Here is a 12,017-nt window from a genome sequence, read left to right as displayed (position 1 = left end):
TCAATTGTTGAAACTTATTGTTGGACAATAGGCGTCTGTGGAGGCAGTACGCCGAACCATTTCTGGTAAATCTGCGCATAGGTGCCGTTTTCTTTGAGGGTCTGCAGTGCTTTGTTGGTGGGCTCGACCCACGGGCTGCCTTTGTTGAAGGCTATCCCGTATTGTTCGCCGTGGTAGAGCGGACCGACCACTTTGACCTTGCCCTTGCCAGCAGTTGTGGAGTAGTTGGCGAGCATCGGTTGATCTCCAACCACTGCATCGGTATTGCCTACAGTCAACGCCAGGAAGGCAGCCGCATATGTCGCATAAGGGACGAGTTTTACGTCACTCCCCAAGGTTTCCTGGGTAAATATGTAGCCCGTCGATCCGGTTACAGCGGCGACCGTCTTGCCCTTGAGATCTTCCATCGAACTGACCCCATTTTGGCCGTCCTTCACCAAGACTTGCAGGCCTGAGTCGTAGTAAGGATTGGAGAAATCAATGACTTTTTTGCGGGCGTCGGTGATTGTGATACTTGATGCCGAGGCTTGGACGTTTCCGCTTTGCAGGGCAGGAATAATGCCCGCGAAGTCGAGCGGCAAAACTTGCACTTGGTATCCAGCCAGCGGCGCCAATGCGCGTATCAGATCCATGTCAAAGCCTTCCATCTGATGTGATTTCTGATCCATGTAGGCAAACGGTTTGACGCTAGGGTCTGCGGCAACGCTGAGCTTGGGGAGTGGGGCTGCCTGTGACTGGCCAATACCAGCCAAGATGGTAAACGCCATTGCGGCGATTGATGATCGAGGTGAAATACTCAAGCTATGTTTGAAGTTCTGGGAAAACGACGCGAACATTTTCATCTTAGACTCCTAGTTATTGTTGTTTTGCGTCACCAACCGGTGGCGCGGTGCTATGCGCTTTCCCTGCGCCATGTGCTTGATCAGCTCCAATTGGTTAATTTGCAGACGAGCAAACGCATCTACAGTAGGTTTACCGCTGCAAATTCAAAAATGATTCAGTGGGACCAGGCCTTATACCGGTTCCATGCAATAGCTATCCGCCGCGCATGGTCGCCAGGCATTTTTCAATCGATTTGCTAACTGCTAGGACTTGAGCATCGCGTCGATGTAGACCGACAACCGAAAGTCCAACGGGTAAATCCCCTGGCGCATGACAAGGCAGGCTCAATGCACAACCGTCGAGAAAATTAACGACGCTCGGGTTACGCAAAACCAAACCATTAGTACTGAAAAACGTCGCGGTGTTCTCCTGGAGTGCACTGATCCGAGGGGCCACAATTGCCACGGTCGGCATGAGCCAGGCGTGAAAATGTCCCAGCCGCTGTTGAGCAGCCCCAATCAGTTGCTGACGCCATTCAATTAGTTGCAGATAGTCAAACGCGCTCAAGGATTTACCGCGCTTGATGCGGTAGGCCACCAGTGGGTCATAGAGATGACGCCGGTCACCCTCTAGCCAATACCGGTGGTGGTACCATGCCTCGGCGGCTGTGAAGCCACCGGCATCATTGATCTCCGGAAGCTGATATAGCTCCGGAAAATCAATCCATGTCACGTGAGCGCCCGCAGCAGTCAGACGTTGAACGCTCTTCTGAAATGCACGGGCGGTAGCGTCATCGATATCTTCAAGAACGTAGTCACGGGTAATAGCGAGGTTTAAGCCTGCAAGGGGCAATGCAGGAATTTGTAAATGTGTGCCAGCGAGGATTCCGTCGATTATCCAGCAGTCTTCGACGCTGTGGGCTAACGGTCCGATCGAGTCGAGGCTCTGCGCCAAGGGGAATGCACCGTCCAAGGGAACTCGACTGGCCGTTGGCTTGAATCCGGTCAGACCGCAGAATGCCGAAGGGATACGTACTGATCCGCCCGTGTCGGTTCCTAGGCCCGCGACTGCCATTCCCTCTACGACGCTTACAGCGGCGCCAGAACTCGACCCACCGGCCACGCGCGAAGGCGCCTGACGTACTCGAGGTGTTCCGTAATGAGGGTTTAGACCCAAGCCGGAGAAAGCGAACTCACTCATGTTGGTCCGTCCGAGCAAAATCGCACCAGCGGCGCGCAACCGACTAACCGCGATTGCATCTGCCTTAGCAGGCATTGCGGTGTCCAGTAATATGGAGCCCGCACGAGTGACCTGGCCTTTGACGTCGAATAAATCTTTGATGGACACAGGTAAGCCGGCCAGTAACGAGGGAACTCGACCGGCAGCTCTGTCTCGATCGCTCGCTCTTGCCGCAGCCTTTGCGGCATCGACATCCACACTTATGAAAGCAGCGCCGTCTGCCTTACGATGGGCATCTATACGATCAAGTACCGCCTCAACTAGTGCTTGGCTGGTAGTCTGACCAGAGGCTAATTGCTGTGCGAGTTGAGCGATTGATTGCATGACGTTCACTCCTCAATAATCAACGGATCAACCTGGGTGCAGTGACGGAGGCTGTGGCTGAAGGTCAAATCGCACATCCCCATCTCAAGCATCTCGCCACCAATCAGCTTTGCCTGTACCGATTCAGTCTTAAAAAGCATCGCAGTGTACGTAGCGATATTTTGTTCAACTGCCGCAGTATTTCGGCGCGCCCAAGTAGCGTTCATTTGGTCGTCACTGCAGGAGGTATGATTGCCGTACCTGGCAACCAAAACCATCTGACGCTTCATCTGATGAACGACGCTGGGTCAGCGTTGCTACCGCAAATGACTACGGCAACTCGTTCCCTGGGCGAGCGGTTATATGCGCCCGAAAGCAGAGCTGCGAAAGCGGTTGCGCCGCCAGGCTCCGAGACGATCCTGAGCTTTTCCCACAGAACCTGTTGCGCCTCGCGAATCTGGTCCTCCGATACCAGCACGGAGTCGCTCACGGTCGGAAGCAGGACGGAAAAAGGCACGTCTCCGACACGTTTGCATCCGAGAGAGTCCGCGGCGATGCCCCCTGTCTGCACATCGACTGGCTCACGAGCCTCCAATGCACGATTAAACGTTGGACATAGTTCCGGTTCGACAGAGACGATTTTGACGCGTCCAGAAAACCATGCTGCGAGACCGCCGATGTATCCCCCACCGCCAACGGAAACCAGTACCGTGTCAATGTCTGGCAACTGCGCGTCCAGCTCGATAGCAATAGTTCCTTGACCTGCTACCGTGGCGGGGTCGTTGAACGCGTGTACCGTCAACGCCCCCGTTTCGGCGGCCCGAGCTTCACTAGCTGCGAGTGCTTCAACATAGGTATTTCCGGCCACAACAACATGCGCACCAAGATCTGTCAGCATTTTGCGCTTGAGTTCAGTCGCGAGGCTTGGCACAAAAATCTCTGCACGGACGCCGAGTTTCTGCGCTGCGTAAGCGACGGCGATACCGTGATTTCCTCCAGACGCTGCGATAACGCCCGCAGGTGGAAGAGGCTCGCCGAGTAGGCGATTGAAAGCTCCCCTTGGCTTGAACGAACCTGTCACCTGAAGACATTCGAGCTTAAGGAAGGTGTCACCAGGTACATCAAACCAACCGTCTTCCAGCTGCATAGTGGGAGTGGTACGGATATATGGGGCTATACGCTGCGCGGCTGTGAGAATGTCTTCTTTTGTGATCATTTGGACGAATCCTCGTAACTGCTCTCAGGTTGGCGTGTCGATGGAATAACGGTCACCGGCGACTGACGACGCTCATCAACCGTTAAGCGGAAAATATCTGGGCGGCTGTAGTGCCCCGTTACGTCAAAATCGAACTTGCCGCGTGCAATATTTCGAAGATCTATTTCTGCTGTGAGAATGGTTTCTTCGCCAAACGCAGGGCCTGCGAGAATTCGTCCAAAAGGATCGATGATGCAGCTCCCTCCGGCTTGAACCACCGCTTCGGCGTCGTCTCCGAAAAGGCTTGTATAGGCGTCAGGGAAGTCGCTTCGCCGAAGGAATTGATTACTTGCAAGCACGTAGCATCGACCTTCGATGGCAATGTGTTGCATTGAAGCTACCCATGACGGCCTGGAATCGGCTGTCGGCGCGCAATAAAGCTGTATACCCTTGGCATACATAGCAGTGCGCATCATCGGCATGTAGTTTTCCCAGCAAATCACTGCGCCAAGTTTTCCAAGTGCGGTATCTAGTACTGGCATGGTCGATCCGTCGCCATAACCCCAGATAAGACGTTCGCTTCCGGTTGGCATCAGCTTGCGGTGCTTGCCAAGGAAATCTCCGGTAGGCCCGAAAAAGAGCACGCAGCAATAGAGCGTTCCAGCATCGCGTTCGATAACGCCGATCACCAAATGAACACCGTGCCGTCCTGCGATTGCACCAAGTTCATCTACACAAGGCCCCGGCACATCGATCGCCGCTTCCCAATACTCGCGATAGGCCTCCCTTCCTTCGTCGGTACGTCCACCAACGTACGATCCGAATGCGTGGCCCTTGGGGTAGCCACCGACGAATGCTTCTGGAAATACGACGAGTTTGGCGTTTTGGGAAACAGCAGAAGCAACAAGGTCTTCGACTTTTGCCAAAGTTCGGCGCTGGTCAAACGGGATAGGGGTTCCCTGGATTACCGCGGCGATCCAAGGCGTCCCAGATGTTGATTCACTCATTTTTCACCCTCTTGTGTATCAGTACTGAACATGTTAGGATCAATAATGAACACATTACTCGCCTGCCTAATACTGGTCAAGTGAATGCGTGTTCGTCTTCGTCTACCGTTGAGGAGAGAGCTGATGGGTGAAATTGCGACAATCAATAGCGTTGAGCACGCTATCCGCCTTGTTGAATTGCTGGCCAGTTCGGAGAATGTCCTTGGCGTCAGTCAGATGGCGCAATCCCTTGATTTACCGCGGGCGACGATTTACCGATTACTCAAAACGCTGGCCCAACAAGAATGGGTGATTCAGGAAGAGAAGACATATCGGCTCAGCCTTCGACTTACCGGGCTTTTCCATGGCGTTGGTGCGGGTGCGGAGGCGGCTCTTGCCGAACGCATAAAGCCGTTGTTGCAACAGCTGGTAAATAAAACGGGAGAGTCGGCTCACTTTGCCGCACTTGATGGTGATCGTATCGTCTACCTTGCGAGGGTCGATTCTCCCCATCCAATTCGGATGTTTTCCCAAGTCGGTTGGCGAGGACCGTTGCATGCAACCGCAGTAGGCAAGGCACTGCTCGCTTCAAATGAAGCGAAATTTCTTGCGAAAATTTGCGAACATGGATTAGAGCGATTCACGCCCAAAACCATTGTTGGAAAAGAGCAGCTCCGGACTGAGCTGGCCAAAATCCGTGAGCAAGGTTACGCGCTGGATGACGAAGAGTTGATCGATGGCCTGACTTGCGTTGCCGTGCCGGTGATTAGCGAAGAGCAGGTTCGAGGAGCGATTTCCGTAGCAGGTCCAACGGCCAGAATTGGCGATCCCAAAATATTGGCAGAGATCCTGAAGGCAGCCGCGAAAACGTTGCTTACATCCTTCTAGTGTTCGGCTGGGTCTGCCAGGCAGACCCATTTATTCCATGACGCGAATAAGGTCTCTCTGACGGTAGTGGGGTGCAAGTGGTCGGGGGTATTGAACAGGCGGCGAAGGCTGAGATCGGACAGGTGTCTGGGCGCAATCCAAAAGCGCTCTCTAGGCAACAAAAACTGCTTGAGCTAGCTAAGCAGGGAGACAGATAAAACATAAAAATGAAAAGCGCTCTGCTAGGACCCTTTGTGGTCAACATGTCTAACGCTAACGGCCTGTTCGAGAATGTTGAGACTTGGTTGGCTAGGTGATTTTATTTTGGTCAGGCCCTATATCGAATAGCTCTCTTGAGGAGATGGATTAGCCGTTTTGCAGGTTTTCCTCAGCAGTTCTGCGAGCGGTTAACCGCTGCTTATCACGCGTCCCTCTTCACGCAGACAGTAAGCAGCCACTGACAAAATTTCGACACGAGTCGATTACTCTGCTTCTCGCTTATAAGGTAATAACCTTGGTCATCAAGTATCGCGATGTCCGACAACACGATTAGATCTCCCCGCATAATCTCCCGCCGAAACACCTCGACTGGACAAAGTGTTACGCCGTGTCCTGCAATTACGGCAGTCGATAGCAAATTGAAGTCCTGGTAGATCGGCCCACGCGTCAATCCGGTCGGCGCCAACTCAGCTTTAGCGAACCACTCCTCCCAGTCGGCGACTGTCTCGTCATAGAGCAGATGGGCGCCGTTAAGTCGTTCGTCGACACCAGTTCTTCGGAGATAATCAGGGCTAGCGACTGGTTTGTTGATGCGCGAAAAGAGTTTGACTACTTCAGCCGCATCGGTGACGTCACTGCGATTGTTGATCAAGATGTCATGCATTTCAGGGTCGAACTCCTGAAACGCAGTGGCGTAAGACACATGAATTTCAATATCCGGAAACACCTCCGCAAACTCTGGCAGTGCTGGTATCAGCCACCGTGCCGCGATTGATGGTACGCACGCGACAGTGAGACTTTTCTTATCTTTTCGACGACGCAGCGACTGGCTGACAAGGGCAATCGACGAGAGTGAAGGAGCGACGGTTTTGTACAGTTCCAATCCTGCCGGGGTCAGCACCACACCTCGCCCGGATCGCTCGAACAGCTTCCGCCCCATCCAATCTTCCAACCGCTTCATCTGTCCACTGATAGCCGCGTGCGTAATGTTCAATTCATCACCCGCTTTCGAGAGGCTTGAATGGCGGGCCGCGGCCTCGAATGCTTGAAGCGTGTTAAGAGGCGGCAAAATCATTTTAATGAGCCTACATATAGTCATTTAAACGTGATTTCAGACTATCCGCCCCCCAATTTCTTTGCAAGCATGCGCCTTTTGAGTGTTCTCTCAAGGCGCATGCAATACTTGCGGGTAGTCGGTATTGGAGCTACAAGAATCGGCCACTAGGGCCCCACTTGTAGAATCGCTTCGATCTCAACCGTCATGCCTTGAGGCAAGGAGCCCACTCCTACCGCAGAGCGCGCGTGGCGGCCAGGTTCCCCGAGCACCTCGACAAGTAAATCAGAGCAGCCATTGATCACTTGTGGATGACGATCGAAATCCGCGGTTGCATTGACCATTCCAAATACCTTGACCACGGCCTTCACGCGCGACAGTTTTCCAAGAGACTCTTTAGCAACGGCTAACAAATGCAGGCCTGTTAATCGTGCATCCGCATAGGCTTGCTCGACGCTGACGTCACTACCAACTTTGCCGGCACGGTAACTCCCATTGGGCTCCCGTGGGCCTTGGCCGGAGATATACAACAAGTCTCCAACAAAGCGTGTCGAGATATAAGAAAATTGAGGGGGTACAGTTGTCGGCAGCTCAAGTCCCATCGCCGCCAATCTTTCTTCTGGTAATTCCGTCATTTGATCAAGCTCCCTTTAACTTAAGTATGTGCGAGCGATGCGTTCAAAAATTAGAGCTGAGGTTTCGAGCTTTTCTATATCGACATATTCATTAATGGCTCCGCTCATCCCGATCTCGCCGGGGCCGACGATGACCATGGGCAAACCAAGGGCTGGGCAAATGATGGCCGCATCGGTGTAGTACCCAACCCCCCCAGGGCCCAAATCACTACCTGTTTCTTCACGGTAAGCGGCGACGCAAAGTTCAACGAATGGATGGTCGTCAGGCGTGTCGACTGCAGGCTTGTGATCCAATATCTCCAAGCTGATGTACGGCCCAGCAATAGCCTGAAATTGAGCGAGTACAGCTTCTGCAGAAGGACCAGGCGCCATGCGAATATCGATATCAGCCGATGCGCTGGATGGGACGAACGCGGCCTCGTGGCCGCCGCGAATTACGCCAACGTTGATAGTCGGAGGCTTGACGTGGCGGTGTTCGGGCACATCCAGCGTTAGATCGTAGACTTTGTCCAGATAGCGAGCGAGTCGGATGATTGCGTTACCTCGATCACCTGTGCGGTCTTCAGTAAACGCATTGTGCGTGTAATCGCCGGTCGCTGTAGCGCGTAACCACAGGGCACCTTTTTCCGTTACTAGTGGTCGGTTACCCGACGGCTCGCTAATCAACAATGCACCAACGCCATCGAGATGCCCATCTGCAACAAGGCGTTTGGCGCCGAGGCAGTCGGAGTTTTCCGCCGCCGAAAAGGTGAGTACGAGATCGCCTTTAAGGGGGGTGCCCGAGCGGGCGATCGCGATCATCGCCATGGTCATTGCTGCCATTCCACCTTTCATGTCAGCGGTGCCCCGGCCGTACAGGCGACCATCACGCATCTCGCCAGCAAAGGGGTCGACTGACCACTTTTTGAGGTCGACATCGATCGTGTCGAAATGGGCGGAGAACGCGAGACCAGGCTTTTCCCCCGTACCCTTAAGTCGCGCCACTAAGTTGGTGCGATGCGGCAAAATCTCATAAACAATCGAGCCAATACCTTCTTCTCTGAGCTTTGCAGCGACAACGGAAGCTGCTTTTACTTCGTTGCCAGGCGGATAAATTGTGTTTTGCGCAATCAAGGCACGAGTAAGTTCCAGAGTTTCACTCATTTTTATAGTCATCTGATCACCACATTTCGCGAAGTAAACGGCCGTAGCCATTAATAGGGGTACTCCAACCAGCAAGAGTCAGGGCATGCCAGAAAGATGCTTGGTTGCTTGTAACCACGGGCAACCCGGTCTCGGCTTCGAGCATTTCAATTTCGCTCAGGGCCTTGGTGACGGTGCACGAAATGAAGATCGCATCTGCCCCGGCTAGATCGGACTGGCGTACGGCATCCACATAGACAGAAGCAGGGACGCTGCCGATGGCGTCATCAGTGTCACAGCCGATGGCACGGACTGAAGTGAATTGCAGGCCGCCTTCCGAAAGGAATTTGCACACATTGGCGGTCATCTCCATGGTGTAGGGTGTCACCAAAACAATCTTTTTTGCCCCTAGACGACGCAATGCAGCAAGTGAGGCGGTGGCTGGATTGGTGGTTGCGAGTCCTGGCCGACCTCGCGCCACTCTCGCGGCGATTTGATCAGGTCCGATCAAGGTTGAGGCAGCTGTACAACCGAAGACGACTGCATCGAGCCGGGTATCAGGGATGATGAGCTTGACCGCTTCTTCGATCTCGTCCTGCAACGCGGTCAAAGTTCGATCGCTATTCGGTGTCTCCAGATAGATTCGAGTCGAATACACACCAATGTCATCGCCGGGCACGAGCTTATGGAAATCGCGCTCGATAACTGGGTCGGTAGACAGAACAATCAACCCAATGCGCGCCTTAGTCCCATAAGGCTGTTCTAGATGACTGGGCAGATGCATCAGGATGTCAGCAGAATGATCGGGTTGCGTTTGTTCATTCAACATAAAAAGTCCTCCTCAAAAGAAAGTGCGAACCGCACCGGTGACGCGGTAGTTGTCATCGACTAATAAAAGGCAGCGCCATTTATCGAAAGTCGTGCAGACATGGGAGATTCCGAAACCCACCAGGTCGCCAACGCTAAGAGGCGAGTCCGGAGGGATATCAAGGTATGCATGCTGGTCATTGAGTTTCGTGACCCGGTGGCCAGCGGGTAGCGGAGCTGGGGCAGACATCACTCCAGGTCGAAGCCATTTGAGAGGCGTTGGCAGATCCCAATCGTAGGAAATGTCGCGCTTGCCCAAGGTAGCGAAGGCAAGGCCCGATTCAGGGCGAGACTGAATCGCTGCCCAGATTTCCAGTGCTGCTTGGAGTGGGTGACCCACTTCCCGTGCTGTCTTTGAGCGCTCGACCAATCGGTGATATGCACGCTCGTAAGCGATGCTATCGTGAGCGATATAGCATCCAGAGCGGATGACTACGTTAGCTGGTCGACGTGTTTTAAGGGCGCTCAATGCTTCACCAACTATGTCGAAATATTCAGATCCACCAGCAGTCAGCAATATCTCGTCAGAGGAAAACAGGTTTTCAGCATCGCAGCGCGACGTGAGATCGCACATACTCGCCATCATGTCTGAGACGGCTTCTTCACGTTCCAGATGGGAGGTGCCTGGAGCAATGCCTTCGTAGCACTCAATGCCGCTTAACACTAGCCATGGCCCTTGGTCACGAACATGGCGCGCCAGCGACAGAGCTTGGTTTACCGTGCGGATCCCCGTACGCCCACTCCATGCCCCCATTTCTAGTAATACATTAATGGTGGCATTGCCCCTCGCCTTGGCGGCCTCTGCAAGGGCATCGACCCCCTCTTGGCTATCGATCAGGCAATGGAATACTAAATCAGGGTGAGCCTCCTGAATATCCAGGATGAGGCGAATGTTTTCGGTGCCAACTAGTTGATTCGCAAGAATTACGCGACGGATTCCCACACCTGCTAAAAATGCGACCTGCTGAGCCGTGGCAGCGGTAATTCCCCACGCACCGTCTTCCATTTGCATCTGAAAAATTTCAGGTGACATCACCGTTTTGCCATGCGGCGCGATCTTCAAACCGGATAAGTCGAGGAAGCGATGCATCCAGTCTCGATTGGCGCTAATAGCTGCCGTTTTAAGCAAGGCTACCGGCATAGGCAAGTTATCTTCGAGCAGTGATAGACCTGCTGAGCCGAGGTCGGAGTAGGAGCCCTTAAATGACTCTGGTACACCCTTACAAAACTCAGGTTTATCAGCGGCGTAGACCACAAGTTTCCTGGTCAGGATTTCCGCGTTATAAGCACGAGAACTGTGATGACGTTGCGACATAATATTAATCCACGTCGAGTTTAATTCGGCGGAAGAGTCGCCGCCGACGATCAAACTATCCACGTAAATACAATTCGAGAAAATCAATAATTGCTGTTGGACTTGTTAGCAATGGTTATAGCTGGCCAGTTACCGAAGAGGTGCCTACCTACCAGTCAGACCTTCCTGGGCGCAGCTACTAGGCACGGGCTGGGTGTTTTAGGCGTGGGCTGGGTGTTCTATAGAACCTTTGATTTTATTCGACTGCTCATCTGCCTAATCCACGCATCAAAGGAGGCTGCACCAAAGCTGTGCATTTTTATCAATAGGTAAGCACAGGTTACATATCTGTCGGTTTTTTTAGTTTGTGCCTAATCCTAGGCGTGGTCATGATCTTCAGGACAGCGAATGCGAAGGAGGAACGCGAGATAGAATTTGGTTTTCGCCAACCATCATTGTTTGCGCTTTGGCCCATCAATAGCGGCCCTTGGGCAATACATACTTTCCCTGAAGACAAGCTATGTAGAGGACAACAAAAATGAATAACAAACTCACATCAACGCTGGTAGCGCTATTTTTTTCGCTTGGTGCTGGGGCTGCTGTTGCAGCGGACCTGACCGGAAAGACGATTCGAGTCGGTGGAGATTTGACTTATCCTCCGTACGACTACTTCCTTGATAAAAAACCAGCGGGATTTGACCCGGAGTTCATGCAGCTCCTAGCGGATGCCGGTGGATTCAAAGTGGCATCGGTAGACACCCGTTTTGAGAACCTTGTCATCGGCGTGAGCGGCAACAAGTTTGATGTGATTGCGTCCGCTCTTTATATCAATCCCGAGCGTTCTCGACAGATCGCCTTCATTCCCTATATGAAAACAGGGATTTCAATTGCTGTCTTGTCAACCAGTAGTTTCAAGCCACTTACTCCAGAGGAGTTTTGCGGTAAGCGTATTGGCTTTATCAAAGGCGCTGCCTATAAACCGAAATTAGAGCAATTGTCCAAGGAATTGTGCGCCCCCAAAGGGACGATAATCGATATTCGAGAATTTCCAAGCTCACCTGAAGCTACTCAAGCCCTGCTTTCGGGCAACATCGACGCACAAACCGATGACTCTGCAGTTATCAAAATGGCTGTTGAAAAGACGTCCGGGCGAGTGATGATTTCAAGCAAGGAAAACATCTTCCCCGTGCTTGGCGGGCTTGGGCTCAACAAAAACAACGTCGATCTCAAAGCTGGCTTGGAAGCGGCATTCGCCAAAATAAAAGCCAATGGTAAATATTACGAACTTCTCAAGGCCTATAACATTTCCGAGCCAAGCCCGGATGAGGTAGCAAAAGTCCTTGCGTCAGAAAATTGATTGCAGCACTTTGTTGTTACGCAACTTCAGGTCATCTGAAGTTGCGGATGTTATCGT

The 12,017-nt window shown here is 52.7% G+C and carries 12 protein-coding genes; 2 read left to right on the top strand and 10 right to left on the bottom strand.

The genetic code is table 11. From position 1 onward, the window contains the following. Positions 1-14: 14 nt before the first annotated feature. The 5 genes from AC07UI_RS11595 to AC07UI_RS11575 all read right to left on the bottom strand — a co-directional run bounded on the left by AC07UI_RS11595 (position 15) and on the right by AC07UI_RS11575 (position 4,566). Complete coding sequence (locus AC07UI_RS11595) at positions 15-842, bottom strand: transporter substrate-binding domain-containing protein (RefSeq protein WP_007996849.1); 828 nt, start codon at positions 840-842, stop codon at positions 15-17. Positions 843-1,035: 193 nt separating this feature from the next. Then, entirely contained in the window at positions 1,036-2,385 is a 1,350-nt protein-coding gene (locus tag AC07UI_RS11590; protein ID WP_494992617.1) for an amidase, read from the bottom strand. 5 nt (positions 2,386-2,390) lie between these two features. After that, positions 2,391-2,654, bottom strand: a complete 264-nt coding sequence (locus AC07UI_RS11585) for a hypothetical protein (protein ID WP_007996852.1) — start codon at positions 2,652-2,654, stop codon at positions 2,391-2,393. Beyond that, complete coding sequence (locus AC07UI_RS11580) at positions 2,651-3,580, bottom strand: threonine/serine dehydratase (RefSeq protein ID WP_007996853.1); 930 nt, start codon at positions 3,578-3,580, stop codon at positions 2,651-2,653. The genes AC07UI_RS11585 and AC07UI_RS11580 overlap by 4 nt, the downstream gene beginning before the upstream one ends. Next, positions 3,577-4,566: a nitrilase-related carbon-nitrogen hydrolase gene (locus AC07UI_RS11575; RefSeq protein WP_007996854.1), complete on the bottom strand. Its 990-nt coding sequence runs from the start codon at positions 4,564-4,566 to the stop codon at positions 3,577-3,579. Before AC07UI_RS11575 ends, AC07UI_RS11580 begins: the two co-directional genes overlap by 4 nt. Before the next feature lie 123 nt (positions 4,567-4,689). Between AC07UI_RS11575 and AC07UI_RS11570 the strand changes: the two genes are divergently transcribed. Further along, on the top strand, positions 4,690-5,433 hold the full coding sequence (locus tag AC07UI_RS11570; RefSeq protein WP_007996855.1) for an IclR family transcriptional regulator: 744 nt from the start codon (positions 4,690-4,692) through the stop codon (positions 5,431-5,433). A gap of 400 nt (positions 5,434-5,833) precedes the next feature. Here AC07UI_RS11570 and AC07UI_RS11565 read toward each other — a convergent pair whose 3' ends face one another. The 5 genes from AC07UI_RS11565 to AC07UI_RS11545 form a co-directional block, all read right to left on the bottom strand. Next, positions 5,834-6,706 carry a LysR family transcriptional regulator gene (locus AC07UI_RS11565; RefSeq protein WP_007996856.1) on the bottom strand — a complete coding sequence of 291 codons (873 nt, stop codon included), beginning with the start codon at positions 6,704-6,706 and terminating at the stop codon, positions 5,834-5,836. A 146-nt stretch (positions 6,707-6,852) separates the two neighbouring features. Continuing rightward, positions 6,853-7,320, bottom strand: a complete 468-nt coding sequence (locus AC07UI_RS11560) for a RidA family protein (protein WP_007996857.1) — start codon at positions 7,318-7,320, stop codon at positions 6,853-6,855. Positions 7,321-7,335: 15 nt separating this feature from the next. Further along, positions 7,336-8,463 (bottom strand): M20/M25/M40 family metallo-hydrolase, encoded by a 1,128-nt coding sequence (locus AC07UI_RS11555; protein WP_033052261.1) that lies wholly within the window; start codon positions 8,461-8,463, stop codon positions 7,336-7,338. Between the two features lie 16 nt (positions 8,464-8,479). Further along, a complete protein-coding gene (locus tag AC07UI_RS11550) occupies positions 8,480-9,271 on the bottom strand; it encodes a maleate cis-trans isomerase family protein (RefSeq protein ID WP_007996859.1) in 792 nt (263 codons plus the stop codon). Positions 9,272-9,283: 12 nt separating this feature from the next. Further along, a complete protein-coding gene (locus AC07UI_RS11545) occupies positions 9,284-10,687 on the bottom strand; it encodes an amino acid deaminase (RefSeq protein ID WP_202948973.1) in 1,404 nt (467 codons plus the stop codon). Positions 10,688-11,141: 454 nt separating this feature from the next. Here AC07UI_RS11545 and AC07UI_RS11540 point away from each other — a divergent pair, with 454 nt between their 5' ends. Then, positions 11,142-11,960 carry an ABC transporter substrate-binding protein gene (locus AC07UI_RS11540; protein WP_007996861.1) on the top strand — a complete coding sequence of 273 codons (819 nt, stop codon included), beginning with the start codon at positions 11,142-11,144 and terminating at the stop codon, positions 11,958-11,960. Positions 11,961-12,017: the final 57 nt, after the last annotated feature.

The organism is Pseudomonas sp. GW821-FHT04C07 (assembly GCF_059420325.1).
Note: the sequence above shows the minus strand (reverse complement) of the source record. Positions and strands in the feature narration are given on the sequence as shown.

Coding starts and splice junctions, on each gene's coding strand:
- AC07UI_RS11595 (WP_007996849.1), bottom strand. CDS start 842: ATGAAAATGTTCGCGTCGTTTTCCCAGAACTTCAAACATAGCTTGAGT.
- AC07UI_RS11590 (WP_494992617.1), bottom strand. CDS start 2,385: ATGCAATCAATCGCTCAACTCGCACAGCAATTAGCCTCTGGTCAGACT.
- AC07UI_RS11585 (WP_007996852.1), bottom strand. CDS start 2,654: ATGAAGCGTCAGATGGTTTTGGTTGCCAGGTACGGCAATCATACCTCC.
- AC07UI_RS11580 (WP_007996853.1), bottom strand. CDS start 3,580: ATGATCACAAAAGAAGACATTCTCACAGCCGCGCAGCGTATAGCCCCA.
- AC07UI_RS11575 (WP_007996854.1), bottom strand. CDS start 4,566: ATGAGTGAATCAACATCTGGGACGCCTTGGATCGCCGCGGTAATCCAG.
- AC07UI_RS11570 (WP_007996855.1), top strand. CDS start 4,690: ATGGGTGAAATTGCGACAATCAATAGCGTTGAGCACGCTATCCGCCTT.
- AC07UI_RS11565 (WP_007996856.1), bottom strand. CDS start 6,706: ATGATTTTGCCGCCTCTTAACACGCTTCAAGCATTCGAGGCCGCGGCC.
- AC07UI_RS11560 (WP_007996857.1), bottom strand. CDS start 7,320: ATGACGGAATTACCAGAAGAAAGATTGGCGGCGATGGGACTTGAGCTG.
- AC07UI_RS11555 (WP_033052261.1), bottom strand. CDS start 8,463: ATGAGTGAAACTCTGGAACTTACTCGTGCCTTGATTGCGCAAAACACA.
- AC07UI_RS11550 (WP_007996859.1), bottom strand. CDS start 9,271: ATGTTGAATGAACAAACGCAACCCGATCATTCTGCTGACATCCTGATG.
- AC07UI_RS11540 (WP_007996861.1), top strand. CDS start 11,142: ATGAATAACAAACTCACATCAACGCTGGTAGCGCTATTTTTTTCGCTT.